This is a genomic window from Burkholderia sp. Ac-20344 (genome assembly GCF_017104975.1).
Classification (GTDB): Bacteria; Pseudomonadota; Gammaproteobacteria; order Burkholderiales; family Burkholderiaceae; genus Burkholderia.
Genome location: NZ_JAAGPP010000051.1, coordinates 25114 through 51651 on the forward strand (window position 1 = coordinate 25114; position 26538 = coordinate 51651).

Consider the following 26538-nt stretch of genomic DNA (forward strand, 5'->3'; position numbering starts at 1 on the left):
AGCGCGTGCGTGCGCCGAACCGCCGGCGCGGAACCCGTCGGGGGCCGCGCTGGCGCAGGCTTTACTGGTACGTCACGACGGCGATCATCGGTGCCTGATTGTTGCCCGGACGGTTCGGTAAAACGATTGCGCGCGAGGCCTGAGTAAAGGTCGTGGTCTTGATGGCCTGCTGGCTCGCGGCGTCGACGAACGCGATCTGGCCGCTAGCCGGGCGCGGGCAGTCGGGGCGCACGCGCGCATGCGCGGCGTCGGCTGCGTCGAGCGCGAACGAGCAAGGCGGTTCGACGATCATGCCGGTGAAGTGGATGATGCCGGACGCGCCGGCGGCGAAGGACGAGGACATGCCCAGAAGCGAGGCAGCCAGGACGAACGAGGCGGCGAACAGGCGATGCTTCATGACAGGCTCCAGAGAGGAAGCGCATCGCAGCGGGGCCGCTCGGGTGGCAGTCCGTCAACGCTGCGATGCTAGGTGCGTAAACGGCAAATCCATCTGTTCTCTTGAATGAAAAAATCGCAATTTTTGGATATAAGCAAATGACGCGACAATGCTGAATTCAATGTATGCCGGATTTGCGAGATAGCAAGTTCGGGTAAAGCCGGTGTAGTAAGCTCAACGGAAGTGCGCTTGTCCAACGCCGGTCGTCACGGCAGGTCGTTGCGGGATCAACGAATTGATGAATGGATAAGGCGATGCGCGGGCGAATTGCCATGCGCCAAAAGAAAACGGCCGCTCGTGAATGAGCGGCCGTTTTTGCATGGAGCGGTGTGGTGGTGCGATTAACCTGCGCGCTTGCGCACCGCGCCGACGACCACGAGCAGCACGATCGCGCCGATGATCGATGCGATCCAGCCTGCGCCCTGGCCCGGCGCATACCAGCCTGCGGCGCGGCCGACGTAACCTGCGACGAGCGAGCCGATGACGCCGAGCGCGATGGTCATCAGGATGCCCATCTTGTCGTCGCCGGGCTTGAGCGCGCGGGCGAGGAGGCCGACGATGAGCCCGACGACTAGGGTTTCGATGAATTGCAGCATGAACGCCTCCCAATTGCTGTTGAGCTGTTGACGAAAGGACATGGACTCGTCCGGCGCACCGGGGTTCCCTGTGGAGCCGAACCGGCGCGCGGCGGGCTGAGTATCTCACGCCGCCGCGTCATGCGGATGTCAGCTTGCTGGATGCGCGCGCCACTGTCGTTCATTGGTAGTCGAGCAGGACCTGCGCCGCGGCATGAACCGAACCGCCGCCGACTTTCGCGTCCGTTTGCAGGTAGGACGCGCGGAGCCGAATCGACGGCGATCCGCCGGTGGCCCGGTTGTAGCCCGTCACCGTGTGCGACAGTCCGAGCGGCAGCGGCTGGCCGGTCGCTGCGTCGGCGATCTGGATGCCGATGCCGCTGGCCGTGGCGTCCGGGCGCAGCTGCATCCCGCCGGGCGTGCTGGCGACCACGTCGTCCAGCGGCGCCAGTTGATAGCCGATCCGGTTGTAGCCGGCCGGGCAGTTGTTCAACTGCACCTGAAAATCCGTCGCGCCGGCGGTCGAACCGACGCCGTTGAACTCGCGATGCTGCACGGGCGGCAGCGTGACGGTCTGGTCGGGAATCGAGCACGTTCCGTTGATGAAGCTGACCTTGGCGGCCAGGTTGACCGGGTTCGACCCGCCGAGGAGGCCGGACTTGTAGTAGATCGTGTAATAGGCGCTGGCCAAGCCCGAATTGAGCGACCCGTCCTGCGGCGGCCGGCTGTCGCGAAACAGCATGATTTCGAGCGTGTTGCGCAGGGTCGTCTTCGTCGACGCGACGGCGACATTGCCGTCGACGATCATGCGCGTGGACAGGCCGGACACGTTGGTTTCCAGATCGGGGCCGTCGGACGCCCACACGCTGCCTTTGGGGTACATCGCGATGCTCGTGATCTGGCAGGTGCTCTTGCCGCAAACGTCCTGCGGTGTGAAGTAATGACGCGCGACGACGGTGCCGGGCGTGGCGTTCCCGGGGCTGGCAACGGTTGCCTGTCCGAACGCATAGAGTGCGGCCGCGTCGGTCGAGAATGCGACGCATGCGAGCAGAAGCGACCAAGCGACCGCAATCTGGCGAAACGGGTGGCGAGCAACGCAGCCACGTGCGTCGCGCCTGCGCGCCATGACTGCCGGGATCGTGAGTCGGGTCAATACGGACGATTGGCGAAAGTGGGACATAGGGATTCCTTACTGAGTGTCGGCGGTCGTCGAATCGGGGCGGCACATGCTCGTCACGGTCTGGATGCCCGGCGCTTGCCGGTGGTGTTTTGCGACCGGCAGGTCGTACGCGATTCGGCAGATCGAGCCGGAATCGGCGCCCCACCGCACGGTCAGCGAGCCGCTGTCGTTGAGTCCGCGCGCGAAGATCTTGCTCGCCTGGCCGACGACGCCGACTTCCTTGCCAGTCTCGTCGTGCACGGCGGCGCCGAACGGCAGCGGCGTGCCGTCGGCCTGGCGCGCCTGAACGAGCGCGGCGCGGCCGGTGTCGGTTGCAAACCGGATGAGCGGCACCGCGCCGGCGCGCGGCGCGATCTGCCGGCTGGTTTCCTTCAGCTCGACATCCATCGAGATGCCCTTCGGATCAAGCGCGACCGTATTGAGGCTATATGGCGTCAGGTACGGCACGACCGCGTAGCCGTTGCCGTCGACCTTGACGCCCGCCGCGTTCGTGATGCGCGCGCCGGCCGCGCCGGGCGCCTCGACGATCGCGAACGTCTCGGATACCGGCTGCGAGAACGTGATGCCGCCGCGGTGCGCAATCAGCGCGCCGCGCACGCCGAGCGAGCCCTGCTGGAAATCCGAGCTCGCGCCCGCGCTGGCGCTGACTTCCGCCAGGCGCGTGCGGTACGTGACGTTGGCGCTGCCGTCCGTGGCCGAATTCGATCCGGACGCGTGGTTCGCGCTGACGCTGTACGACAGCGCGTGGTCTTCGCCGAGCGATCCGGACAGCGTCGACTGCAGCCGGGTGCGGCCGAGCGTGTCGCGCGACACATTGCCCGAGACGGTCATCGGGCGCTCGCGACCGAACGGGATCGTGACGCTGGCGTAATAGAGCGTGCTCATGTCGCCGCCGGCATTGCGCTGCCGCGTGGCCGTCAGGCTGTAGGACACGTTGCGGAACTGGTTCGTATAGCCGACCGAGTAGTTGACGTCCGAGCCGGGGCGGTTCCAGTAGTTGACGGCGGACGCCGTGGCGTTGATGCGCCCGCCGGTCGAGCCGAGGCGCTGCGTCAGCGCCAGCGATGCGCGATGGCGCTGACGCCAGACCGACTGGGTCGAGCGACCGTCGCGCGCGGCATCGCGCGCCTGCATCGCGTCGTCGAGGCCGAAATAGCCGTCCGTCGAATAGCGATACGCGGCGAGCGCGATGTCGGTGCCGGTCGCGTCGACCGATTTCGCATAGCTGACGCGCACGCTCGAGCCGCTGTAGCGCTTCGCGCCGGGGATCGTGGTGAGCGCATGCGTGACGTCCGCGCCGAACGCGCCGAACGACGTGTTGAACGCACCGCCCAGCATCGCCGACACGTAGCCGCCGGCGAGCGTGACGCCGCCATAGGCGGTCAGCAGGTTGGTCAGGCCGCGCTGGTACGTGGCCTGCGTGAACAGCGGCTGGCTCGAGCCATGAGGATTGCGCAGCGTGCCGGCGACGAAGCTGTAGCGGCCGATGCCCGGACGCAGCGACATCGGCACGGCGGCATAAGGCACCGAGAACGAGTGCACGGAGCCGTCGGCCTCCTCGACCGATACCTGCAGGTCGCCGCCATATCCGGTCGGGTACAGGTCGTCGATTTCGAAATTGCCGGGCGCGACCGTCGTCTCGTAGATCGTCACGTCGTTCTGGCGGATCGTTACCCTCGCGTTGCTGTTCGCGATGCCACGTACCACCGGTGCATAGCCGCGCAGCGAGTCGGGCAGCATCCGGTCGTCGGTCGACAGGCGCACGCCGCGGAACTGCGTCGAGTCGAACAGCTCGCCCGACGTGTAGCTTTCGCCGATGACGAGCTGCGACGACAGCGACGGCAAGTCGCGTTGCAGATAGGTCGCGAGGCCCTGGTACCGGCTCTCGCCGCGCGACGACCATGAATAGGACCCTTCGTGGCGAAAGCGCCAGGTGCCGATGTTCACGCCGCCGTTCAGGCCGAGATAGCCTTGCGTTTGCGCGGTGTGGCCGCTGGCCTTCGACGTGTAGAGGTTGAAGTTGTAGCCGAGCAGGCCGACGGTTTCGCCGGAGGTCCATTGATCGGGGCTCACGTAGCCGCGTGCCTTGCGCGCGAGCGATGCCTGCGGGATCGACAGCCGCAGCGTCTGTCGCGTGAAGTCGAATGCGGCGCTGGCGCCCGGCACGACTTCGTCGAGTCGCAGGCAGGCGTCGTCGCCGTCCAGTCGTGCGACGACGTCCGGCGCGAGCTTGCCGAAATCGACGCCGACGCGCTCGAGCAGTGTGCGGTCGAAGCACGGACGCGCGTCGCCCGAATCCGGCGCGGCCACGAAGCGCACGTCGTAGCGGCCGATCCAGTCGGGACCGACATGCACGTCGGCGGTATACACCCCGGGGGCCGTCACGTTGCTCCGGGCGAAGCGCGACACGTCGAAATTCCTGCCCAGGCGATTCTGCATGAACGCACCGTCGAACTCGACTTGCGCGAGCGTGCCTTCCGCGGCAGCCGGTGTCGTCGCGCGGCCATCGGCGGACCACGCGGCGACGCAGGCCGCCACCAGCAGATGGATCGGCTTGACGCGTGGCATGTCGGCCGCGCCGTGGCACGGCGGTCGAGTCGGGGTCATGCGTAGTACTCCACAAAGTTTCGGATCGAGCGGGCGCGTTCGGCGGGTGCAGGCGCACGGGCGTGCGCGTTGCGCGACACAGCGCTGCGGCGGCGCATGGCAAGTTCGGGGGGCGTGCCGGTCGTCGGGACGGCCGAAACGACGGTGGAAGAAAAGGGGTGAAGCGGCCGGCACGCGCCGTTGGTGCGTGTCGACGGCCGCGGTCGCGTTACGGTGCGATGCCGACCGGACGTTCGATGTCGGTTGCCCGGCCCCAGTCGTTGATGCTGCCGAATTCGACCGTTGCGCCCACGGCGGGCGCGCCGGCGAGATCCTTGATCGGGAACCGTTGCGTGCTGCGCGGCAGCACGTAACCCATGCCGGCGTCGTGTTTGCGCCCGGCCGACTTCAGCAGCACGTTGCCGAAATTGACGACGAACGGTGTCGGATTGCTTGCCTCGAGCGCATAGCCTCCGTCAATGCGAACCACGCGCCAGTCGAGCTGCATCGGTGCGTCGTCCACATTGCCGGCCAGCCCGGCGGGGCGATACATGATCTTGATGCGTGAGCGGAACGCCAGCTGGATGCGGTTGCGATCCTCTGCCGCGGACGCCTTCGGCGGCACTTCGAGCACGTTCAGCCAGAACAGCGATTCCCGATCGGCAGGAAGCGGTTCGCCGGTATGCACGAGACGCAGCGCCTGGCCGTTGCCGGCTTCCATCCGGAAGATCGACGGCGTCAGCGTGAACGGCACGTCGATGTTCTCGGGCAGCGCGCGGCTGTCGCCGTCGTCGAGCCACGCCTGCACCAGCGCCGGACGCTTGCTGTCGTTCGTGAGCTGGATCGTGACTTCGCGTTCGCTGGACGGGAAGATGACGCGCGTGCCGGCGATCACGACGCTCGCATCGGCTTGCGACGCGAATGCGGTGACGGCGAGGGCCAGCGTACGGAGGAGCTTCAACAGTTTCATGGGCGTGCGGACTCGGATCGTTGGGGCAGGGAGCAGGCGGATGCGGCGGTTTCCGCGCCGCACGGCGTGACGCATGGAGATCGCCGGGGCGGCGACCTCCATGTCTCGTCCTTACTGGTAGATCAGCGAGTACTCGACACGCGACTTGACGTCGCCGGCCTTCACGGCGCCCGAGGCGTAGTATTCGGCGAAGTAGTTCAGCTTCGCCTTGCCGTCGGCATCGATGGTGGCCATCTCGGTGCTCGCGCCGGTTTGCGCGCCGACCGGAATCAGCTTCTGCTGCGAATCCAGCACGTTGATCTGGACGCCTTCGGCGGCCTTGGCGCCCGTGTCGATCGTCAGTCGGCCGCTCGACTGATCGACGTTCGTGCCGTTTTCGAACATGACGCCGACCTTCACCGGGTTGCCATCGCCGACCGCGCAGCCCTTGAGCGCCAGCGAGAACGCGCTGCGACCGGCGACGGAGCCGACATCGGCGAGCGCGGTGGTGCTGACCGGCGGCAGCGGGACGGAGAGATCCGAACCGCCCTCGACGCTGCATGTCGACGCGATGACGTTGCCGTAGAAGTTGACGGTGCCGTCCGCCGCGTAGGCCGCGGACGAACCGGCTGCGCTCGCGACGGCGAGCAGGAACGGGATTGCGCTGCGCTTGATGATTCGCATATTTAAATCTCCAAATAAACTTCGGTTTTCGAAAGCGCGGGTTGAATTTAAATCTCAGAATGGCGCGTTTCGGATGAAATTATGCGATTTGCGTAAGGATTTTGTAATTTGACTGGTACGAATGGATTAGGATTTCGTCTAGTACACGTACTAATTTTTGACGAAGCCGGCAGGCGGGCGGAGGGACGTGGGGGCCGGCAGGAGGGGCTCGCGTGGGCGGGCATGCCGATGCCGGAAATCGGTCGAGGGGCCGATTTCCGGCGGTCGCGCTATTCGAAGCGGACTGGAACTGGAATGACCGGCCGACGGAGCATGACGGCGGCCGGCCTATCGCGTCGCGTTCGGGTCATGTCATGCGACGCGCGCAGGGTCGTACTTTCGCAGAGCGCCGAGCGTCAGGCCGCCGGCGCGTCGATCGCCGGGTCCAGGCGGCGGTAGCCTTCGGTCGCGTTCAGCAGCGTGTGCGTGTAGTCGCGCGCCACCTGCCCGGCGCGCACGTCCTCGATCCGGAGCTGCTCGACGATCTCGCCATGCTGCATCACCGCGACCCGCTGGCACAGGAAGCCGATCACCGCGAGGTTGTGGCTGACGAGGATCATCGTCAGGTTGCGCTCGCGATGCAGGCGGCGCAGCAGGTTCAGGATTTCGGCCTGCACCGACACGTCGAGCGCGGAGGTCGGCTCGTCGAGCAGCAGCACGCGCGGCTCGACGATCAGCGCGCGCGCGATCGCGACACGCTGGCGCTGGCCGCCCGACAACTGGTGCGGATAGCGGAACCGGAACGCCGGGCCGAGGCCGACCTCGGACAGCGCGCGGGCGATGCGCGCATCGGTGTCGCCCATGCCGTGGATCGACAGCGGCTCGCGCAGCGTCTGGTCGACCGTGAAGTGCGGATGCAGCGACGCGTACGGATCCTGGAACACCATCTGCACGTGACGGCGAAACGCACGATCGGGCGTGCCGCCCACCGGCCGTCCGTCGATCGACAGGCTGCCGGACGCGAGCGGCACGAGACCCGTCAGCGCGCGCAGCAGCGTCGACTTGCCGGAACCCGATTCGCCGACGAGTCCGAACACCTCGCCGTCGCGCACCGCGAAGCTCGCGTCGCGCACGGCGTCGACGTGACCCGTGCGGGTCGGGAAACGGATCGATGCGTGATCGACGTCGATCATCGTGCGGCCTCCTGTCGATCGGCGGGCGTGCCGGCGTGCGACGCGGGCTCGAGCCACGCCGGATCGCGCTGCAGCACGGGCAGTTCGTCCGGCGGGTTCGCGAGCGGCGGGTTCGCCGCGAGCAGCCCGCGCGTATAGGGATGGGATGCGTCGCGCAGGTCGCGCGCGGCGCAGGTTTCGACCACGCGGCCCGCATACATCACTGCGACGCGATCGCAGAACGACATCACGAGCGGCAGGTCGTGGCTGATGAACATCAGGCCCGTGCCATACCGCGCGATCATCGCGTCGAGCACCGCGAGCACCTGCATCGACACGGCGACGTCGAGTGCGGACGTCGGCTCGTCGGCGATCAGCAGGCGCGGGCCGGTCGACACCATCATCGCGATCATCACGCGCTGGCCCATGCCGCCCGACAGCTCGTGCGGATACGCATCGGCCACGCGCGCCGGGTCGCGGATCTGCACGGCCGCCAGCGCGTCGACGATCCGTTCGCGCAGCGCGCGGCCGCGCAAGCCCGGCTCGTGCAGCCGGAACGCTTCGCCCATCTGTTTCGCGACCGTCATCACCGGGTTCAGCGAATACTTCGGATCCTGCAGGATCATGCCCATCTGGCTGCCGCACAGCCGCCGGCGGTCGCTAGGCGGCATCGCGAGCAGGTCGTGGCCCGCGAAGCGCATCGTGCGTGCGGACCAGCGCGCGGCGTCGGGCAGCAGGCCGAGCAGCGCGCGGCCCGTCAGCGATTTGCCGGAGCCCGATTCGCCGACGATGCCGAGCCGTTCGCCGGGGGCGAGCGTCAGCGACAGGTCGCGCACGGCATCGGTAACGGTGCCGTCGTGCCCGCGAAAGCCGATCTTCAGGCCGTCGATCTCGCAGAGCGGCGCGGGCGAGGGGGCGGGATTCATCGGCATGTCACGCTCCATGGCGGGGGTCGAAGACGTCGCGCAGCCCGTCGCCGAGCAGGTTGAACGCGAGGCTCACGAGCAGGATCGCGCAGCCGGGCAGCGTCGCGACCCACCATGCGTCGAGCAGCACGTTGCGGCCCGATGCGACCATGAATCCCCACTCGGGGCTCGGCGGCTGCGCGCCGAGGCCGAGGAAGCCGAGGCCCGCGACGGTCAGGATGATGCCGGCCATGTCGAGCGTCGCGCGCACGATCACCGACGACATGCACAGCGGCATGATGTAGCGCAGCAGGATGCGCGGGCCCGACGCGCCCTGCAGGCGCGCGGCGTGGATGAAGTCGGCCTGCGCGATGCGGATCGTCTCCGCGCGCGCGAGCCGCGCATACGCGGGCCACGCGGTGATCGAGATCGCGACGACCGCGTTGATCACGCCGGGCCCGAGCGCGGCGGCAAACGCGAGCGCGAGCACGATCTTCGGGAACGCGAGCGCGATGTCGGTGATGCGCATCAGCACGCTGTCGACGAAGCCGCCGCAGTAGCCGGCCGTCGTGCCGATCAAGAGGCCGATCGGCACGACGATCACGACGACGAGGATGGCGATGCCGAGCGTGAGGCGCGAGCCTGCGATCAGCCGCGAAAGGATGTCGCGGCCGAGCTGGTCGGTGCCGAACCAGTGCGACGGCGAGCCGGGCGGCAGCAGCCGGTCGGACAGCACCTGGCGCAGCGGATCGTGCGGCATGATCAGCGGGCCGACGATCGCGACGACGATCAGGGCGACGAGGATCGCGAGCCCGAACAGGTTGAGCGGGTTGGTGGCGAAACGGCGCCAGCGTCGGTACGCGAGGCCGAGCGCGGCCTGCGAGCGCGACGCGGGCGCGTCGGACAGCAGCCACGCGCGCAGCGTGAGTTGCTCGGCGTTCATGGTTGGACGACCTTCGGCATGGGCGATGAAAGAAGCAGGGTGGAAGCGGTCATGTCGGGCCTGCCCTCAGCGTGCACGCGGATCGAACACGCGGTATAGCGCGTCGGTCAGCAGGTTGACGGTGATGAACATCGCGCCGATCACGAGCGTCGCGCCGAGCACCGCGTTCATGTCGGCGTTCAGCAGCGCGCCGGTCAGGTACGAGCCGAGCCCCGGCCACGCGAACACGATCTCGGTCAGCACCGAGCCTTCGAGCAGGTTGCTGTACGTGAGCGCGATCACGGTGAGCAGCGGCACCATGATGTTGCCGAACGCATGCCGCCAGATCACGCGCCGTTCCGACAACCCTTTCGCGCGTGCGGTGACGATGTATTCCTGGCTCAGCTGGTCGAGCATGAACGAGCGCGTCATGCGGCTCAGGTACGCGACCGAGTAGTAGCCGAGGATCGCGGCCGGCAGCGCGATGTGCGACACCGCGTTGCGGAACACGTCCCACTCGCCCGCGAGCGCCGCATCGATCAGCAGGCTGCCCGTGCGCGTATCGACCATCCCGTCGTACACGGGATCGAGCCGGCCGGGGCCGCCGACCCAGTGCAGCCGTGCGTAGAACAGCAGCAGCCCCATCAGCCCGAGCCAGAACACCGGCACCGAATTGCCGATCAGCCCGACGAAACGCGCGATGTGGTCGATCGGCCGGTTGTGCTTCACGGCGGCCGCGACGCCGAGCGGCACGCCGATCGCGATGCCGATCAGCGTCGCGATCGTCGCCAGTTCGAGCGTGGCCGGGAACACGCGCCTGATGTCGTCGAGCACGGGGTTCGCCGTCAGCAGCGATACGCCGAGATTGCCGTGCAGCACGTCGCGCGCATAGATCAGGAATTGCGTGACGAGCGGCTTGTCGAGCCCGAGCGCGATGCGCTCGGCCGCGTACGCCTCGGCCGACGCGCGATCGCCGAGGATCGCGAGCACGGGATCGATCGGCACCTTGCGGCCGATCACGAACGTCAGCGCGAGCAGCCCCGCGAACGTGACGGCGAGCGTGAGCGCCCAGCGCAGCACGCGCAGTGCCCAGCGCACGGCCGGGCGTCGCGCGGGCAGCGTGCGCAGTGCTTCGAGGGAGGAGGCGGGAGTCGACATGCGGCGAATCTTATTGCTTCTTCAGGTTGCGGTACGACACGAGATCGTTGATCGGCCCGACGTCGAGCCCGCTCACGCCGGGCCGCGTCGCGACCTGCGCGACTTTCTCGAACATGATCACGAACGGCGAGCGCGCGAGCATGTCCTTCTGCATCGCCTGGTACCGTTGCGCGCGTTTCGCGGCGGTTGGCTCGGCGAGCGCGGCGTCGGTTTCCTTCGTCAGTTGCGGGATGTCCCAGCTGTTGCGCCAGGCCAGCATTTTATAGCTCGACTTGTCGGAGTTGTCCGGATTCCATGCGAAGCCCTGCGCGTTGCTGTGCGGATCGATGTAGTCGGCCGACCATTCGCCGATGTAGATGTCGTGCTGGCGCGCGCGGTATTTCGCGAGCGTCTGCTTGTTGTCGCCGGGGATCAACTGCACCTTGATGCCCGCCTGCGCGAAGTTTGCCTGCACCGCCTGCGCGATTTCGGTGTACGGATAGTCGTTGCGCACGTCCATCGTCACCGAGAAGCCGTTCGGCACGCCGGCCTTCGCGAGCAGCGCCTTCGCCTTCGCGACGTCGAGCCTGTACGGGTTCGCGTTCAACGTGCCGAGAAAGCCTTCGGGCAGGAAGGTCTGGTGCACCTTGTAGGTCGTCTTCACGACGTTGCCCTGAATGCCGGCATAGTCGACGAGCCACTTCAGCGCTTCCTGCACGTCGGGTTTCGCGAGCGTCGGGTTCTTCGTGTTCAGGCCGAGATACAGCAGCGTCGCCTGCGGCGATGCCGCGACCTTCGCCTTGCCGGACTTCACGACCGACGCCAGATCGTCGGGGCTCAGGTCGCGCGCCGCATCGACGTCGCCGTTTTCCAGCAGCAGGCGCTGGCTGGCGGCTTCGGGTACGTGGCGCAGCACGATGCGCTTCATTGCAAGCGGCAGCCGGTAGCCGTCGAAGCGCTGCAGCACGACGCTGTCGCCGGCCGTCCACTTGACCAGCTTGTACGCGCCGGAGCCGGCTTCGTTGATCTTCAGCCATGCGTTGCCGAAGTCGTTGCCCTGCTGGTGCGACAGCAGCAGCTTCCTGTCGACCACCGACGCGGGCCAGGAACCGAGCACGTTCAGCACGAAGGTCGGTGCGTACTTCTGGTCGGTCGTGACCGACACCGTCAGGTCGTCGAGCTTCTTCACGTTGGCGACGACGTTCGCCTTCGTGAGCCCGATGCCGGTCAGCACGGCCGCGGGGCCCTTGTCGAGCAGCACCGTGCGCTGGATCGACCAGGCGACGTCGTCGGCCGTCAGCGGGTTGCCCGAGTGGAACTTGAGGCCGGGGCGCAGCTTGAACGTATAGGTCAGCCCGTCGGGGCTCACCGTCCACGACTGCGCGACGTCGCCGTTGAATTTCGACGGATCGCGCAGGTCGACCCGCACGAGCCGGTCATACGTGTTCGCGACGTATTCCTCCGGCACCAGCTCGTAGATCTCGCCCGGATCCAGCGTCGTGAATTCGTCGAGCAGCGTGGCCATCACGAACATGTCCTTCGGCGTTTCCGCGTGCGCGGCGGAAAGCGGAACGGTGGCGAGAACGGACGCGGCGGCCAGCGCCGCGACGAGCCGGGATGTCAGGAAATTCATGAGCGCTCCATCGGTTGTCGAACGTGAACGGAAAGGGGGGTGTGCATCACATCAGGCGCCACGGGCCGCTGTCGGCATTGTCGATCTGCGGCAATGCGTGCGAGCCGGGCAGTTCGTAGTGCCACCACTCGCTGTCGATGTGCGCGAAGCCGGCCGCGTGCATCACGCCGAGCAGCAGCAGGCGGTTGCGCTGCACGGCTTCGGGCAGCCCCGCGTGGAAGTGGCCCGACGCGGCGACCATCTCGTCGAAGCCGGTGCCCATGTCGAGCGGCTCGCCATTCGCGCCGACGAGCGTCAGGTCGAGCGCGGTGCCGCGGCTGTGATTCGAGCCGCGGCCGAGATCGGCGACGAAGTTCGGATCGGGCAGGAAATCCCACAGCACCTGCTGCGCCTGCGGCGGCCGGTATGCATCGTAGATGCGCAGCGTGAAACCGGCCTGCGCAGCGACGTCCACCGCGCGGCGCAGTGCGGCTTCGGCAGGTTCCAGCAGCAGGCAATGTGCTGCGCGGTAGATCGGCTTGCCGGTCAAATTGCGATCGGTCGCGTAGACGAGATCGATCTCGACGCGATGCGTGGCGGGCGTGATTTCAACGAGGCGGTGAGCGTTCATCGGCGGTTCGGAAGGCACTCGCATTCAGGATTCGAATTGATCGAACGTGCGCTGCAGTTCGCGGTTGCGCGCGACGCGCCGGTCGATCGCAGGGCCGAGGCGGTCGACCACGGCCGTGATCAGCAGGTTGAACAGGCAGGTGAGCGGCGCGAGCGAATCCCAGAACTGGCCGACGTCGGTCTTCACCTGCAGCAGGTCGGCCGGCCAGTCGCGCGCCCACGGGCACGAGAGATCGGTGACCAGCGCGAACGGCTGCCCGCGCTCGGCGGCCGCCTGGCAATAGCGGCGCGCGCTGCGCGAGTACGCGCGCGTATCGGTGACGATGCAGTATGGCCGCTCGAATTCGGAGTTCAGCGAATCGACGTACGAGCCCGACTGGCCGTCCGAATAGAACACGCGCGGGCGCAGGTATTCGAGGTAGCTGCTGAATGCGTTGCTGATCCCGCGCGTCGACTGGATGCCGAGGATGAACACGGCGTCCGCATGCGCGATCCGGTCGGCCACCTGCGCGAACACCGGGCCTTCGGCGAGCCGGTACACGTGGCGGATTGCATCCAGCTCGCGCTCGAGCGACGACGCGAGGGGGCTTTTACTGCCGTTGCCGTCGGGTTCGGCCGGTTGCGTGCCGGCAACGCGGCGGTATTCGTCGAGCCGGTCGGTGATCATCCACGGGCGATCGCCGCCGCCGCGCAGCTCGCGCTTCAGGTCGTCGAGGTTGCGGTAGCCGACGCTGCGCAGGAAGCGCCCGACCGAGATGCCGCTGGTGCCGGCCTGCTGCGCGATCTGGTCGGCCGTCTCGAGCCCGAGCCGGTCGAGGTTCGCGAGCATGTAGCTCGCGATGCGCTTGGCCGTCGGCGTCAGCTCGGCATAGCGGGATTCGACGGTATGGGCGAACGCGCAGGTCATCGGATGTTAGATCGTTGTCGTTTGATGATCGAATGTCATTCATCTAACAAAGCCAAAATCATTCGCGCCAGCGGATAAAAACTATGGTGTGACGATAGGTGATAGGGTCGAATGCGTGCTGGGTGGCTGGGAGGGGGCGTGTGCAGGTGGGAAAATTATTGCTGTCACGCATATTTTGCGTTTATGTCTGACAGAGATAATTTGCGTTTATGCCTGTCAGGCATATACTGCGTTTATTGCCTCCAGGAATCCGCGCCGTGAATTTCATCGTCAATACGCCCGCGCAACTGGGCGAGATCCTGTCGTCCGCGCGTCAGGCCAAGGGCCTGACACAAGCCGAAGCGGCGACGCGGATCGGCGTGGGCCAGTCGCGCCTGTCGTCGCTCGAATCCACGCGTACCGAAAGCCTGTCGCTCAGCCAGTTGCTCGAGCTGACCGCGTTGTACGGTCTCGAACTCTGCATTCGCCCGAAGGATGGGCGCGACGCAGCCGATGTCGAGTGGTAGGCAATGGGACGCAAATCGCACACTCGCGCGTTGTCGATCTGGGCGAATGGCCAGCGGGTCGGCACATGGCGAATTCCCGCACGCGGCGACATGGAGCTGTCGTACGACGTCGGCTGGAAGCAGTCGGCGGTCGGCCGCCCGTTGTCGCTGTCGCTGCCGTTCGGCGTCGGCGATGCCCCGCTGCGCGGCGAACGCATCCATCACTATTTCGACAACCTGCTTCCGGACAGCGATGCGATCCGGCGGCGCTTGGCCGCCCGGTTCGGCACGGCGACGACCGAGCCGTTCGATCTGCTCGCCGCGCTCGGTCGCGACTGCGTCGGGGCGGTGCAATTGCTCGGCGAAGACGATGTGCCGACCGGTCTGGATCGTATCGACGGTACGCCACTGTCGGACGACGACGTTGCGCGCGTGCTCGATCAGGCGAGCGGTGTGGTGACGGGTGGCGGGGACGACGACGATTTCCGGCTGTCGCTGGCCGGTGCGCAGGAAAAGACCGCACTGCTTTTTCACGGCGGGCGGTGGATGCGCCCGCATGGTGCGACGCCGACGACGCATATCCTGAAGTTGCCGCTCGGACTTGTCGGCAACAAGCGCGCGGATCTCACGACGTCAGTCGAAAACGAGTGGCTGTGTCTGGCGATCCTGCGCGCTTTTGGCTTGCCGGCGGCGGACACGCAGATCACGTACTTCGGCGAGCACAAGGTGCTGTCGGTCGCGCGTTTCGACCGCGCGCTGCATCGTGACGGCAGGTGGCTGTTGCGTTTGCCGCAGGAGGACTTCTGCCAGGCGCTCGGCGTGCCGCCGCACTTGAAGTACGAGTCACACGGCGGCCCCGGTGTGCCCGACCTCGCAAGCCTCCTGCGCCGTTCGGAAACGGCGCAGGAAGATCTCGACACGTTGTTTGCCGCCCAGATCGCGTTCTGGATGCTCGCGGCGCCGGACGGGCATGCGAAGAATTTCAGCCTGCGCCTGCTGCCGGGCGGCCGTTTCCGCCTCACGCCGCTCTACGACGTGATGTCGATCTGGCCGGCCGAGGGCGACGGTGCAAACCAGTGGTCGTGGCACAAGGCGAAGCTGGCGATGGCCGTACACGGCAAGCGCAAGCATTACGCGATGCGCGACATCACGCGACGGCACTTCAGCGCGATGGCCGAGCACTGCCTGATCGGCGATATCGCGACGCCGATCGTCGAACGGCTCATCGCCATGACGCCGCAGGTGATCGATTCGGTCGGCGCTGCGTTGCCGCCCGGTTTTCCGGCACGGGTCGCGGAGCGCGTTCTGGGCGGATTGAGGTTCGCCGCGCAACGGCTCGACGAAATGCCGCGGGAGTGATCGGCGTCCCGGCTCGGCCGGGCTGCGTTCGAGGCATCGACAGTTGCGTGTTTCCATTCATGTCATCCGTTATCCGGATCGATTGCATCGCATCGCGGTTGCGCGCTTCGCGTATCCACTTCCTCTTGCCGCCGTTCCTGGCATGACGACCGCGCCCGGTCGCATTCCCGCCTTCACCTGACCCGACCGATTCACCGCCGTCGGTCGCCCGCCCGCACCCCACCGCGCCACAATAATTACAAAATTAAAGCGGATCAGATTAACTCATTAATCCAGATTAATTATTCATTTAAGTTTTTTCCCGATATGGATTTAACTTGCGTCACGGGATGTTCGATTTTCGATAATCCGAAAAACGGCATGTGTTCCGTAATGAAAATCCGATCAATTGCAGGCATGAAGAGGAAATCATGACGAATCTTTCTCGACGCAAGATGTTGGCGGGAACGGCCGGCGCCATTGCCGCCGCGGGTATCGCGGTATCGGCCAAGGCTGCCTCGTTCGGCAATCCGGACAGCCCGCCGGAAGGCGCGGTGAATGCGCGCAATCGCCAGAGCCTGACCGACCCGGGGCCGAAAAATCCGGCCATCGCGAATCAGTTTCCGTCCTTTCAGGATCCGCCGGCCACCGATATCAACGGCATGCCGTTATTCTGGGCTTCGTTCAATAATGCGCATAAACGCATTCAAAATGGCGGATGGGCGCGTGAAGTCACGCAGGACGATTTTGCGATTTCCGAAACCATATCCGGCGTCAATATGCGCCTCACGCGGGGCGGCATTCGCGAGATGCACTGGCACCAGCAGGCCGAGTGGGCCATCATGCTCGATGGCCGTTGCCGGATCACGGTGCTCGACGAACTGGGGCGGCCGTCGGTGCAGGACGTGAAAGCCGGCGATCTCTGGTATTTCCCGCCCGGCCTGCCGCATTCGCTGCAGGGCATCGGCACCGACGGCGCCGAATTCCTGCTCGCGTTCGATAACGGCCGCGCATCGGAATTCAACACGCTGCTGCTGACCGACTGGGTCGCGCATACGCCGCCCGACGTGCTCGCGCTCAATTTCGGCGTGCCGGCCGATTCGTTCAAGAACATTCCGCTCGACAACCTGTGGATCTTCCAGGGCGACGAACCGGGCCCGCTCGCGGAGGCGCAGCGCGCATCGGCGTCGTCGGCAGGGGCGCCGCCGCATCCGTTCATCTTCTCGCTCGGCGGCATGAAGCCGGTCAAGAAGACCCGCGGCGGCGAAGTGCGGATCGCGGACAGCACCAACTTCAACGTGTCGACGACCGTCGCGGCGGCGCTCGTCACCGTGCATCCGGGCGGCATGCGCGAACTGCACTGGCACCCGAACGCGGACGAATGGCAGTACTACCTGCAGGGCGAGGCACGGATGACCGTGTTCGATACGGGGCCGAAGGCGCAGACGGCCGACTTCCGCGCGGGCGATGTCGGCTACGTGAAGAAGAGCCTCGGGCACTACGTGCAGAACACCGGCAACACCGATCTGGTGTTCCTCGAGATCTTCAAGACCGACCGCTATGCGGAAGTGTCGCTGTCCGACTGGCTCGCGCATACGCCGCCGCAGCTCGTCGCAGCGCACCTGAACGTCGCGCCGGACGTGATCGCGCAGTTTCCGCGCAACCGTCCCGATGTCGTGCCGCTGTAACGCCGCCGCCGTGGCCGGCAGGCGGCATGCCGGCCGCGGCCCCCGACCTTCAGGAAGCCTTCCTCATTCGAACGGAATACCACCATGATTCCCGTCACGAACAAACCAGCCGGCGGCTTCGCGCTGCCGGGCCTGTCCACCGGGCACACCGACGGCGCGGCGCGCGCCGCGCTGGAAGGGCGCCGCACCGGTGTCGCCGCGCTGCTGCCGTTCGTCGGCCCGGCCGTGATCGCGTCGATCGGCTATATGGATCCCGGCAACTTCGCGACCAACATCCAGGCCGGCGCCGCGTACGGCTACCGCCTGCTGTGGGTCGTGTTGGCTGCGAACGCGATCGCGATGCTGTTCCAGGCGATGTCCGCGAAGCTCGGCATCGTGACCGGCCGCAATCTCGCGGAGCTGTGCCGCGACCGCTTTCCCGCGCCGGTCGTGTGGGGCATGTGGATCGCGTCCGAGATCGCCGCGATGGCGACCGATCTCGCCGAATTCCTCGGCGGCGCGCTCGCATTCGGGCTGTTGTGCCACCTGTCGCTGTTCGCGGGGATGATCGCGACGGCGCTCGCGACCTGCGCGATCCTCGCGCTCGAAAAACGCGGCTTCCGGCCGCTCGAAGCCGCGATCGCGGCGCTGGTCGGCGTGATCGGCGCGTGCTATCTCGGCGAACTGCTGATCGCGCCGCAGGACTGGCGCGCGGCCGCGTTCCACCTGATCGTCCCGCAGATCCCGGATCACGCGGCGCTGACGATCGCGGTCGGGATCATCGGCGCGACGATCATGCCGCACACGCTGTATCTGCATTCGGGGCTCACGCAGGATCGCACCGCGCCGCGCGACGACGCGGAGCGGCGGCGGCTCGTGCGCTTCTCGAATCGCGAGGTCGTCGTCGCGCTCGGGCTGGCCGGGTTCGTGAATATCGCGATGGTGATGATGGCGTCGTCGGCGTTTCACGTCAGCGCGCCGGGGATGACCGACATCGGCGACGCGTATCACACGCTGATCCCGGTGCTCGGGCCAGCGGCCGGCGCGCTGTTTCTCGTCGCGCTGCTGACGTCGGGCGTGTCGAGTTCGGTGGTCGGCACGATGGCCGGGCAGGTCGTGATGCAGGGCTTCATCCACCGCCGCATGTCGGTCTGGGTGCGGCGCGCGGTGACGATCGCACCCGCGTTCGCGGTGGTCGCGCTCGGCTGCGACGTCACGCGCGCGATGGTCGCGAGCCAGGTCGTGCTGAGTTTCGTGCTGCCGCTGCCGATGATCGCGCTGCTGATGCTGTCGGCGCGTGCAGAAGTGATGGGCGCTTACGCGATGCGGATGCCGCTGCGGATCGTCGCCGGTGCGGCGACGGTCGTGATCGTCGGGTTGAATGCGTACCTGGTGTGGGCAGCGCTCAATTGAACGGCAGCGGGCCGGCGCCTACTGCTGCATGTCCGGCGCCTCGCGCAGCCGCCAGATCGCGTTGCATTGCTGGCCGCCGAGGCTCGTCGAGCGCAGCGTGATGACGGTGCCGGCCGCGATCTGATACGAGAAATGCGCCATCAGCTCGGTGCCTTTGCGCTGGGGCTGCCCGTCGACCCGCACTTCGCACAGCAGCGGCGACGGCGAGCCGGAAGGGTGCGTGACGTAGACGTTCAGCCGCGCGATGTCGCGTGTCGCGGTGAACACGACCTCGTGGTTCCCGCTGCCGATCAGCATCGTGCCGCCGGGTTCGTCGATCGCCTGCAGGTAGGCGCCCGCGCTTCCCTCGATCACGGCGGCCGCAACGGTCAGCCCGGCCGTGCGCACGTAGTCGGTCGCCGCGATGCGCGCGGCGAGCGCATCGGATTGCGCCGGCGTGCCGTCCGACAGCGCGAACGGCGCGCCGTCGCGCAGTGCGGCGTCGACGTGGTTCGCGTAGTAGCGCCACCGGTCGAGGAAGCGGATGTCGCCGGTCATGTGCAGCGCGCGGATCGGCTCGCCGTGATACCGGAGCGTCGTCGTGCCGTTGCTGGCGTCGAACGCTTCGTGAATGCCGTACTTGCTGACGAAGTTCTGGACCGGATCGAGCAGCGCCGTTTCGCCCTGTGCGCCCCACAGGTGCAGGAACGTCGTATCGATTCCGAAGCATTCCTGGAAATCGGTGCCGATGCGGGCGATGCAGTCGCGCAGGTGGCTGGCGTAGCGTGCCCAGGCATCGGCCGTCCCGGCAACGAGCCCGGCCTGCAGTGCGCCGCCGTGGCGTGCGGAGACTTCGTCGACGACGAGGCGCCAGTGATGGTCGCGCCGCTCGCCGATCAGCGGCGTGACGACGAACGTGCAGAACAGCGGGTCGGGGCACGCGTGGATCCGGTCGTCGCCGATCTGCGAGAACAGGTCGAACCGCGGCGCGCAGAACCAGATGTCGGCGTCGTACAGCGCGAGCTTGCGGATCTGCGGGTTGCGGGCGCAATACCCGGCGGCTTCGATGAAGCGGCCGACCGGCAGCGCATATGTACCCGACGCGTCGATCACGTCGACCGACCGGCTCGCCAGGATCTGCCGCTTGCGTTCGGAGAGCCCGTAGCCGATCACCGCGATCCGGCCGTCGTAGCCGGTGTGCCGCAGCGACAGCAGGAACGGCACGAGCATTTCATACCATGCGCGGTTGTTGTCGTTGATCGCCACGCAGACCGCGTGCTCGCTCGGATGCATGTTCTTTCCCCGTTACGTGTGCCCGGCGCGGTATCCCCGCGGCGCCGGCCATTGTAGATCGCCGGCCGCCGCACGGCACAGCGCCGGCGCAACGGTCGCAGCGATTACCCGCGCGCCGGCATGGCCGGCCGCGCGGGCGGCTGCGATTACTTCGCGAGCGTGCGGTATGACACGAGGTCGTTGATCGGCCCGATTTCCGGCCCGGTCACGCCGGGGCGCGTCGCGACCTGCACGACCTTCTCGAACATGATGATGAACGGCGAATTCGCGAGCACGGCCTTCTGCAGCGCTTCGTAACGCTGCGCGCGCTTCGCGGGCGACGGCTCGACGAGTGCGGCCTCGGTGTCCTTCGTCAGTTGCGGAATGTCCCAGCTGTTGCGCCACGCGAGCATCTTCGTCGTCGACTGGTCGGAGTTGTCCGGATTCCACGCGAAGCCGCGCGCATTGCTGTTCGGGTCCATGTAGTCGGGCGACCATTCGCCGACGAAGATGTCGTGCTGGCGCGCGCGATACTTGCCGATCGCCTGCTTCGCATCGCCCGGAATCAGCTTCACGCGGATGCCGCCCAGCGCGAAGTTCGCCTGCAGCGCCTGCGCGATCTCGAGGTACGGATAGTCGTTCGGCATGTCCATCGTCACGTCGAAGCCGTTCGGCAGGCCGGCCTTGGCAAGCAGCGCCTTCGCCTTCGCGACGTCCTGCTTGTACGGCCGCGCGTTCGACGCACCGAGGAAGCCTTCGGGCAGGAAGGTTTCATGCACCTTGTAGGTCGTGCTGACGATGTTGCGCTGGATGCCGTCATAGTCGACGAGCCATTTCATCGCCTGCTGCACCTCGGGTTTCGCGAGGTTCGGGTTCTTCGTGTTCAGGCTCAGGTACAGCAGCGCAGACACCGGCCACGACGCGACCTTGATCTTGCCGGCCTTCGTCAGCGCGGCGAGGCTGTCGGGGCTCAGGTTGCGCGCGGCGTCGGCGTCGCCGTTCTCCAGCAGCAGCCGTTGCGCGGACGCTTCGGGCACGTGGCGCAGCACGACGCGCTTCATCGGGTAAGGCGTGCGGTACTTGTCGAAACGCTGCAGCACGATGGTCTCGTTGGGCGTCCACTTGACGAGCTGGTATGGGCCCGAGCCCGCGTCGTTGGTGCGGAGCCAGCCGCTGCCGAAATCGTTGCCCTGCTGGTGCGACAGCAGCAGCTTCTTGTCGAAGACCGATGCCGGGCACGCGCTCAGCACGTTGAGCACGAAGCTCGGTGCGTATTTGCGGTCGGTTTCGAGCACGACGGTCTGCGGGTCGACCACGCGCACCTTCTGCATCACGTTCGCCTTCGTGAGACCGAGATCGGCGAGCACGCCGGCCGGCCCCTTGTCGAGCAGGATGGTGCGCTGCAGCGACCACGCGACGTCGTCGGCGGTCACCGGGTTGCCGGAATGGAACGTGAGGCCGGGGCGCAGCTTGAACGTGTAGGTCAGGCCGTCGGCGCCGACCGTCCACGATTGCGCGATCTGCCCGTCGAAGCGCGTCGGGTCCTTCAGGTCGACGCGCACCAGGCGTTCGTAGGTGTTCGCGACGTACTCGGACGGCACCAGCTCGTAAATCCCGCTCGGGTCGAGGGTCGTGAATTCGCCGAGCTGCGTGGCGACGACGAAGATGCCGGGCGGCGTGGCCGCCTGCGCCGGCAGCGCCGGAACAAGCGCGACGAGCGCGGCGCTGACGAACAGCCGGGACAGCAGGTGCTTCATGCGGGCTCCGTTGAAAGGGAATCGTGGGTGCGATTCTCTCATCGACGGCCACCCGGATGAAAATATTCGGCGTGCGCGCAGGCGGGGTGGCGCGCACAGCGAGCCGGGCGGGCGCCCGGCATCGGCAGGGTCCGGATCAGATCACGCAGCGCGCGATCGCGAAGCGCATCGCTTCCTCGGCCGGCTCGTTGCCGGAGCCGCGCACGACCTTGACGACCGAACCGTGGCCCGACGGCGTCAGCGTGACGAAGTACGAGTTCGAGCCGATGGCGATATCGGTCACGCCGTTGTGCTGCGATTGCTCGGTGCCGGACAGGCGGTTGTCGAGGCAGTTGGCGATCGCGTGGGCCGGACGTTGCGACGACACGTAGATCATCGGCGCTGCGCCGGACGAGGCGGCCGAGTCGGACGAGGGGGCGGAACCGCAGGCGGCGAGCAGGGCGGCGGGAAGGAGCAGCAGGAATCGTTTCATGGTGGGTCGTCGTGTGTCTCGTATCGAGGCTGGGGCGCGGGGTAGGCGAAACGCGAAGCTTCGCGACGAAACCGCCCGGAATCGGGCCGCTTTTGACGGACGACGATGCGACAGGCGGCTGACGCGGAGTATACCCGCAGCATTTGACGGCGTTGGCGCGTTGAAACGATTCGATACACAACAAGCACCCGCTGCCGCGCGGTGGCAGCGGGCGATTCAGGGGATGGCGAATGGGCGGTTGCCGGCGTTGTCGATCTTAATGGCCGGTCTGGTGGCTGACCGCATTTTCCTGCTGGTTCGGCACGTGCTTTTCGCTCTTCGTGATGTGGCTGCGATCCTGCGCAGCCATGTCCCGCTCTTCCCGGCGGATCTTGCGGTCGTCACGGTGCAGGCGCGCGGCCTGTGCGTGCGACATCTCGCCTTCCTTCACTTCGTGATGGATCCGGCGATTCTGGTTTGCGAGGCGCTGGTTCGCCGCTTCGCGGCGCGGATGCGTCTGTTGCCACGGCGTGTCGGCGAACGCGGTACCGGTCAGCACCGACATCAGTGGGGCGGCAATCGCGAGATGGCGGGCGACGGCTCGCATGGTGGTTGCTCCTGTCGTTGCGCGCCCGGATCGTGGGCGCTTGACGAAAAAACGCGGAACGGGCACCGGCTGTTGACGATTCTGCCTGTATCGATTGCAAGTCTTTATTACGTCTGCGCGTTGCGGCATGGGCCCCGGCGTGCGCGGCACGGGGCCCGGCCGTCGCGCATGCGGATCAATGCGCGCCGGCCGCCGCCGCATCGGCGTCGCCGCCGCCCGAACGGGCCGGCTTCGTGATCCAGATCAGCGGAATGATCGCGATGAAGATGATCGCCGACACGTAGAAGATGTCGTTCAGCCCCATCACGGCCGCCTGCGAATCGACCGATGCGTTGAAGAATGCGAGCGCCGAATCGGGGCCCAGGTGCAGCAGCGAACGCGTCGTGTCGACCTGCTGCGTGAACACCGGGTTGGTGACGCTCGCCTGCTCGGTGAGCCGCACGTGATGCAGGATCGTGCGGTCGTTCCACGCATTGCTGATCAGCGACGTGCCCACGGCGCCGCAGAACGTGCGGCCGAAATTCGACAGGCCGGCGGCGGCCGGGATCTTTTCCGGCGGCAGCCCGGACAGGATGATCGACGTCAGCGGCACGAAGAACATCGCCATCGGGATGCCCTGCAGCAGCGTCGGCAAAATGAGATCCCAGCGCGACACGTCGGTGTAGAAGGTCGTGCGCATCATGAAGACGACCGCGAAGCCGACGAACGCGAGCGTCGCGATGTAGCGCGGATCGGTGCGCGGCAGCAGGCGCCCCATGACCGGCGTGAGCAGGATCGCGAACAGCCCGAGCGGCGCGGTGGCGAGCCCCGAATCGACCGCACGGTAGCCGAGATAGCCCTGCATCCACTGCGGCAGCAGCACCAGTGTGCCGAAGAACATCCCGTACGCGACCGAGATCGCGATCGTGCCGCCCGCGAAATTGCGTTGCGTGAAGAGCCGCAGGTCGACGATCGGGTTCGCCTCGTGAAGCTCCCACACGAGAAAGAACGCGAAGCCGATCAGCGCGACGATGCCGAGCGCGACGACGACGGGCGAGTTGAACCAGTCGAGGTCCTTGCCCTTGTCGAGCATGATCTGCAGCGATGCGACCCACAGCACGAGCAGCAGCAGGCCGACCGTATCGATCGGCATGCGTTTCGTGGCCGATTCGCGATCGCGGAACACGATCCACGTGACGGCGGCCGCGAAGAAGCCGACCGGGATGTTGATGTAGAAGATCCACGACCAGTTGTAGTCGTACGTGATCCAGCCGCCGAGCGACGGCCCCGCGATCGGGCCGATGAGCGCGGTCATCGACCACAGCGCCAGCGCGCTCGACGATTTCTGCCGCGGCCACGCGCCGAGCAGCAGCGCCTGCGACAGCGGCGCGAGCGGCCCGGCGACCGCGCCCTGCAGGATCCGTGCGGCGAGCAGCGTCGGCAGGTTCGGCGCGATCCCGCACAGCCACGACGCGAACACGAACAGCAGGATCGACGCGACGAACAGGCGTACCTGGCCGAAGCGCTGCGTGAGCCAGCCCGTCAACGGAATCGACACCGCGTTCGCGGCCGCGAAGATCGTGATGACCCATGTGCCTTCGTCGACCGACACGCCGAGGTCGCCCGAGATCGTCGGAATGGCGACGTTCGCGATCGACGAGTCGAGCACGTTCATGAACATTGCAAGCGATACCGCGATCGTGCCGATCGCGAGACGGCCGCCTGATAGCGGGGCTGAAGATGACGGAGAGGACATGGGTTTCCTGCGTAAGGGGCGTAACGGATGCGGCCCGTTGCGACGGGCAAGCGCCGCCGCGCACGCGCACACGCGCGCGACTGCGATGCAGGCGCGGCTCGGCTGCTGAACGGAAGGGGCACGGCGCGCGATGCGGCCCGCGACAGGGGGCCGGCGCGTGCGACGTGCGGCTCGATCGGATGCACGAAGCCTTGGCGGGCTTCGGGAGTCGGGGCGTGGCCGGTCAGGAAGGCGGGACGCGCGTGACGCGCCTGCGCGCAGCGGTCAGGCGGCTGCCGTCGCGTGTGGAGTCGGTTTGCATCGCGACAGGCTAACGATGTGGCGAGCCGCCATCAACACGGGCCGGCTCATTAATCGATTTCGCACGCCGCAATAATCGGCGTGCGCGCCGTGCCGGCTACGGGGCGGTCCGCCACGCGGTGAACACTTCCGCGAGGAAATCGACGAACGCGCGCACCTTGCTGTCGAGCGTCGCGCGCCGCGGGTACAGCACGTGCAGCTCGACGTCGTCGGTCCGGTGCCAGTCGGGCAGCACGATTTCGAGTTCGTTACGCTCGAGCCGGCGGGCCGTGTAGTGCGTCGAGGCCAGCGCGATGCCGCCGCCGCTCGCGGCCTGGCGCAGTACCGTCACCGATTCGTTGGTGATCAGCACCGGCCGCACCGGCACGTCGGCCACTTCGCCGGCCGCATTGGTGAGCCGCAGCGTCAGGCCGGGCGCGTCGCGGCCGACGAGCAGCAGGTCGTGCTGCGCGAGGTCCTGCGGCGTGGCGGGCCGGCCGGCGCGGTCGAGATAGGCGGGGCTCGCGGCGAGCTTCGCCTGCGACCAGCCGAGCGAGCGCGCGATGTAGCTGGAGTCGGTCAGCACGCCCGCCCGCAGCGCCACGTCGAAGCCGTGCTCGACGAGATCGAGCGGGTTGTTGTCGTAGATCAGCACGAGCTGGACCAGCGGATAGCGCCGGCGAAACTCGGCGAGCGCCGGCTCCAGTTCGAACAGGCCGATCGAATAGGGCACCAGCACGCGCAGCATGCCCTCCGGCGCCGTGCGCAGCGCGCGGGCCTGACGGTCGGCGTCGAGCAGGATGTCCTCGGCGCGCAGGCAGCGCTCGTAGTAGTCGCGTCCGGCCTCGGTGACGGATACGCGGCGCGTGGTGCGGTACAGCAGCTGGACGCCGAGATCGTCCTCGAGCTGCTTGATCTTGCGGCTCACGCGGCTGAGCGGCATGTCGAGGTGCGTGGCGGCGGCGGTGAAGTTGCCGCGCTCGACCACGCGCAGGAATATCCGGATGCTTTCGAAGTCCATACGGGGTGCTTCAGTGTTCGACCTGCGCGCATCTTACCTTCGCCGGCCGGATCGCTGCGTCCTGCGGCGATTATCCTGCCTGGCGCAATAACGCATCCTGTCCGCACCTCTTAGTGGCGGCGGCGCGCCCCCGTATGCTCGCCGCATGAAATTCGCCTTGCCCCATCTTCCGCCGCTCGCGGCGGTCCGCACCGCGCTGCGCGACGCACGGCCCACGCTGCCGCCCGGCGCGATCGGCTTCGCACTGCGCAACACGGCCGCGTCGCTGCTCGCGCTCTACATTGCCTTCCGGATGAATCTCGACGACCCGAAATGGGCCGCATCGACGGTGTGGATCGTCGCGCAGGGCAGCCGCGGGATGGGCTTGTCGAAGAGCCAGTACCGGATTCTCGGCACCGCGATCGGCGCGGCCGTCGCGGTCGTGCTGACCGGTGCGTTCGCGCAGACGCCCGAGCTGTTCCTGCCGGCGCTCGCCGCGTGGATCGGCCTGTGCGCGGGCGTCGCGACCTTCCTGCGCAATTTCCGGGCGTATGCGGCCGTGCTCGCGGGCTATACGGCGGCGATCATCGCGATGGACGCCGTCTCCGCGCCGTTGCATGCATTCGACATTGCGACCGCGCGCTTCCTGTACGTGGTGGTCGGCATTCTGTGCGGCGCGGCGTTCGAGACGGTGTTCGCGCCGGGTTCGCCGCTGGCCGACGTCCGCACGCGGCTCGCGCGCTATCTCGACCGCGCGGTGGCCGTCGGCGCGGGGGCGCTGCGCCGCGAGCCGAACGGCGCAGCCGTGCACCGGCTGTTCGCGGACGCGCTCGAACTCGACACGGCGGCCGAGTATGCGGCCGCCGGCGCGCCGCCGGGGC

At 67.1% G+C, this 26538-nt stretch carries 24 protein-coding genes; 5 read left to right on the plus strand and 19 right to left on the minus strand.

What is annotated here, in order from left to right:
* Positions 1-61: 61 nt before the first annotated feature.
* From G3N64_RS18065 to G3N64_RS18125, 13 genes are all read right to left on the minus strand, one after another.
* Positions 62-397 (minus strand): type 1 fimbrial protein, encoded by a 336-nt coding sequence (locus G3N64_RS18065; RefSeq protein WP_205785158.1) that lies wholly within the window; start codon positions 395-397, stop codon positions 62-64.
* Positions 398-777: 380 nt separating this feature from the next.
* A complete protein-coding gene (locus G3N64_RS18070) occupies positions 778-1032 on the minus strand; it encodes a GlsB/YeaQ/YmgE family stress response membrane protein (RefSeq protein ID WP_205785180.1) in 255 nt (84 codons plus the stop codon).
* A 160-nt stretch (positions 1033-1192) separates the two neighbouring features.
* Positions 1193-2191 (minus strand): fimbrial protein, encoded by a 999-nt coding sequence (locus G3N64_RS18075; protein ID WP_205785159.1) that lies wholly within the window; start codon positions 2189-2191, stop codon positions 1193-1195.
* Between the two features lie 9 nt (positions 2192-2200).
* Positions 2201-4798: a fimbria/pilus outer membrane usher protein gene (locus tag G3N64_RS18080; protein WP_205785160.1), complete on the minus strand. Its 2598-nt coding sequence runs from the start codon at positions 4796-4798 to the stop codon at positions 2201-2203.
* A 208-nt stretch (positions 4799-5006) separates the two neighbouring features.
* Positions 5007-5747 (minus strand): fimbria/pilus periplasmic chaperone, encoded by a 741-nt coding sequence (locus G3N64_RS18085; protein WP_205785161.1) that lies wholly within the window; start codon positions 5745-5747, stop codon positions 5007-5009.
* A gap of 111 nt (positions 5748-5858) precedes the next feature.
* Positions 5859-6410: a fimbrial protein gene (locus G3N64_RS18090; protein WP_089489451.1), complete on the minus strand. Its 552-nt coding sequence runs from the start codon at positions 6408-6410 to the stop codon at positions 5859-5861.
* Positions 6411-6805: 395 nt separating this feature from the next.
* Positions 6806-7582, minus strand: a complete 777-nt coding sequence (locus G3N64_RS18095) for an ABC transporter ATP-binding protein (RefSeq protein WP_205785162.1) — start codon at positions 7580-7582, stop codon at positions 6806-6808.
* The gene (locus G3N64_RS18100; protein WP_205785163.1) at positions 7579-8493 is read right to left on the minus strand and encodes an ABC transporter ATP-binding protein; all 915 of its coding nucleotides are present in this window, start codon (positions 8491-8493) and stop codon (positions 7579-7581) included. The genes G3N64_RS18095 and G3N64_RS18100 overlap by 4 nt, the downstream gene beginning before the upstream one ends.
* 1 nt (position 8494) lies before the next feature.
* On the minus strand, positions 8495-9409 hold the full coding sequence (gene nikC / locus G3N64_RS18105; RefSeq protein WP_205785164.1) for a nickel transporter permease: 915 nt from the start codon (positions 9407-9409) through the stop codon (positions 8495-8497).
* A 66-nt stretch (positions 9410-9475) separates the two neighbouring features.
* Positions 9476-10546 carry an ABC transporter permease gene (locus G3N64_RS18110; protein ID WP_205785165.1) on the minus strand — a complete coding sequence of 357 codons (1071 nt, stop codon included), beginning with the start codon at positions 10544-10546 and terminating at the stop codon, positions 9476-9478.
* A gap of 10 nt (positions 10547-10556) precedes the next feature.
* Positions 10557-12158, minus strand: a complete 1602-nt coding sequence (locus tag G3N64_RS18115; RefSeq protein ID WP_205785166.1) for an ABC transporter substrate-binding protein — start codon at positions 12156-12158, stop codon at positions 10557-10559.
* 46 nt (positions 12159-12204) lie between these two features.
* Positions 12205-12768, minus strand: a complete 564-nt coding sequence (ddpX, locus tag G3N64_RS18120; RefSeq protein ID WP_205785167.1) for a D-alanyl-D-alanine dipeptidase — start codon at positions 12766-12768, stop codon at positions 12205-12207.
* A gap of 24 nt (positions 12769-12792) precedes the next feature.
* Entirely contained in the window at positions 12793-13674 is an 882-nt protein-coding gene (locus G3N64_RS18125; RefSeq protein ID WP_205785168.1) for a MurR/RpiR family transcriptional regulator, read from the minus strand.
* A gap of 257 nt (positions 13675-13931) precedes the next feature.
* On the opposite strand from G3N64_RS18125, the gene G3N64_RS18130 reads away from it, so the two are divergent.
* The 4 genes from G3N64_RS18130 (at position 13932) to G3N64_RS18145 (ending at position 18577) form a co-directional block, all read left to right on the plus strand.
* Positions 13932-14180: a helix-turn-helix transcriptional regulator gene (locus G3N64_RS18130; protein ID WP_205785169.1), complete on the plus strand. Its 249-nt coding sequence runs from the start codon at positions 13932-13934 to the stop codon at positions 14178-14180.
* A gap of 3 nt (positions 14181-14183) precedes the next feature.
* Entirely contained in the window at positions 14184-15518 is a 1335-nt protein-coding gene (locus tag G3N64_RS18135; RefSeq protein ID WP_205785170.1) for a type II toxin-antitoxin system HipA family toxin, read from the plus strand.
* 410 nt (positions 15519-15928) lie between these two features.
* Entirely contained in the window at positions 15929-17185 is a 1257-nt protein-coding gene (locus tag G3N64_RS18140) for an oxalate decarboxylase family bicupin (RefSeq protein ID WP_205785171.1), read from the plus strand.
* A gap of 84 nt (positions 17186-17269) precedes the next feature.
* A complete protein-coding gene (locus G3N64_RS18145) occupies positions 17270-18577 on the plus strand; it encodes an Nramp family divalent metal transporter (protein ID WP_205785172.1) in 1308 nt (435 codons plus the stop codon).
* An 18-nt stretch (positions 18578-18595) separates the two neighbouring features.
* Here G3N64_RS18145 and G3N64_RS18150 read toward each other — a convergent pair whose 3' ends face one another.
* The 6 genes from G3N64_RS18150 to G3N64_RS18175 form a co-directional block, all read right to left on the minus strand.
* Entirely contained in the window at positions 18596-19849 is a 1254-nt protein-coding gene (locus G3N64_RS18150; RefSeq protein ID WP_205785173.1) for a hypothetical protein, read from the minus strand.
* Between the two features lie 146 nt (positions 19850-19995).
* Positions 19996-21585 carry an ABC transporter substrate-binding protein gene (locus G3N64_RS18155; RefSeq protein WP_205785174.1) on the minus strand — a complete coding sequence of 530 codons (1590 nt, stop codon included), beginning with the start codon at positions 21583-21585 and terminating at the stop codon, positions 19996-19998.
* Between the two features lie 136 nt (positions 21586-21721).
* The gene (locus G3N64_RS18160; RefSeq protein WP_205785175.1) at positions 21722-22057 is read right to left on the minus strand and encodes a sugar ABC transporter ATPase; all 336 of its coding nucleotides are present in this window, start codon (positions 22055-22057) and stop codon (positions 21722-21724) included.
* 256 nt (positions 22058-22313) lie between these two features.
* Complete coding sequence (locus G3N64_RS18165) at positions 22314-22643, minus strand: hypothetical protein (RefSeq protein WP_205785176.1); 330 nt, start codon at positions 22641-22643, stop codon at positions 22314-22316.
* 175 nt (positions 22644-22818) lie between these two features.
* On the minus strand, positions 22819-24378 hold the full coding sequence (locus G3N64_RS18170) for a DHA2 family efflux MFS transporter permease subunit (protein WP_205785177.1): 1560 nt from the start codon (positions 24376-24378) through the stop codon (positions 22819-22821).
* Between the two features lie 397 nt (positions 24379-24775).
* On the minus strand, positions 24776-25678 hold the full coding sequence (locus G3N64_RS18175) for a LysR family transcriptional regulator (RefSeq protein ID WP_205785178.1): 903 nt from the start codon (positions 25676-25678) through the stop codon (positions 24776-24778).
* A 145-nt stretch (positions 25679-25823) separates the two neighbouring features.
* On the opposite strand from G3N64_RS18175, the gene G3N64_RS18180 reads away from it, so the two are divergent.
* Positions 25824-26538 (plus strand): FUSC family protein (locus G3N64_RS18180; RefSeq protein WP_205785179.1); only part of this gene is annotated, 715 nt, incomplete at its 3' end.

What these genes read in the sequence shown, in the direction of transcription:
- G3N64_RS18175 (WP_205785178.1), bottom strand. Translation starts at nt 25,678, where the DNA reads ATGGACTTCGAAAGCATCCGGATATTCCTGCGCGTGGTCGAGCGCGGC.
- G3N64_RS18165 (WP_205785176.1), bottom strand. Translation starts at nt 22,643, where the DNA reads ATGCGAGCCGTCGCCCGCCATCTCGCGATTGCCGCCCCACTGATGTCG.
- G3N64_RS18115 (WP_205785166.1), bottom strand. Translation starts at nt 12,158, where the DNA reads ATGAATTTCCTGACATCCCGGCTCGTCGCGGCGCTGGCCGCCGCGTCC.
- G3N64_RS18110 (WP_205785165.1), bottom strand. Translation starts at nt 10,546, where the DNA reads ATGTCGACTCCCGCCTCCTCCCTCGAAGCACTGCGCACGCTGCCCGCG.
- G3N64_RS18125 (WP_205785168.1), bottom strand. Translation starts at nt 13,674, where the DNA reads ATGACCTGCGCGTTCGCCCATACCGTCGAATCCCGCTATGCCGAGCTG.
- G3N64_RS18150 (WP_205785173.1), bottom strand. Translation starts at nt 19,849, where the DNA reads ATGCATCCGAGCGAGCACGCGGTCTGCGTGGCGATCAACGACAACAAC.
- G3N64_RS18140 (WP_205785171.1), top strand. Translation starts at nt 15,929, where the DNA reads ATGACGAATCTTTCTCGACGCAAGATGTTGGCGGGAACGGCCGGCGCC.
- nikC (WP_205785164.1), bottom strand. Translation starts at nt 9,409, where the DNA reads ATGAACGCCGAGCAACTCACGCTGCGCGCGTGGCTGCTGTCCGACGCG.
- G3N64_RS18080 (WP_205785160.1), bottom strand. Translation starts at nt 4,798, where the DNA reads ATGACCCCGACTCGACCGCCGTGCCACGGCGCGGCCGACATGCCACGC.
- G3N64_RS18075 (WP_205785159.1), bottom strand. Translation starts at nt 2,191, where the DNA reads ATGTCCCACTTTCGCCAATCGTCCGTATTGACCCGACTCACGATCCCG.
- G3N64_RS18135 (WP_205785170.1), top strand. Translation starts at nt 14,184, where the DNA reads ATGGGACGCAAATCGCACACTCGCGCGTTGTCGATCTGGGCGAATGGC.
- G3N64_RS18170 (WP_205785177.1), bottom strand. Translation starts at nt 24,378, where the DNA reads ATGTCCTCTCCGTCATCTTCAGCCCCGCTATCAGGCGGCCGTCTCGCG.
- G3N64_RS18065 (WP_205785158.1), bottom strand. Translation starts at nt 397, where the DNA reads ATGAAGCATCGCCTGTTCGCCGCCTCGTTCGTCCTGGCTGCCTCGCTT.
- G3N64_RS18145 (WP_205785172.1), top strand. Translation starts at nt 17,270, where the DNA reads ATGATTCCCGTCACGAACAAACCAGCCGGCGGCTTCGCGCTGCCGGGC.
- G3N64_RS18160 (WP_205785175.1), bottom strand. Translation starts at nt 22,057, where the DNA reads ATGAAACGATTCCTGCTGCTCCTTCCCGCCGCCCTGCTCGCCGCCTGC.
- G3N64_RS18155 (WP_205785174.1), bottom strand. Translation starts at nt 21,585, where the DNA reads ATGAAGCACCTGCTGTCCCGGCTGTTCGTCAGCGCCGCGCTCGTCGCG.
- ddpX (WP_205785167.1), bottom strand. Translation starts at nt 12,768, where the DNA reads ATGAACGCTCACCGCCTCGTTGAAATCACGCCCGCCACGCATCGCGTC.
- G3N64_RS18095 (WP_205785162.1), bottom strand. Translation starts at nt 7,582, where the DNA reads ATGATCGACGTCGATCACGCATCGATCCGTTTCCCGACCCGCACGGGT.
- G3N64_RS18070 (WP_205785180.1), bottom strand. Translation starts at nt 1,032, where the DNA reads ATGCTGCAATTCATCGAAACCCTAGTCGTCGGGCTCATCGTCGGCCTC.
- G3N64_RS18085 (WP_205785161.1), bottom strand. Translation starts at nt 5,747, where the DNA reads ATGAAACTGTTGAAGCTCCTCCGTACGCTGGCCCTCGCCGTCACCGCA.
- G3N64_RS18090 (WP_089489451.1), bottom strand. Translation starts at nt 6,410, where the DNA reads ATGCGAATCATCAAGCGCAGCGCAATCCCGTTCCTGCTCGCCGTCGCG.
- G3N64_RS18100 (WP_205785163.1), bottom strand. Translation starts at nt 8,493, where the DNA reads ATGCCGATGAATCCCGCCCCCTCGCCCGCGCCGCTCTGCGAGATCGAC.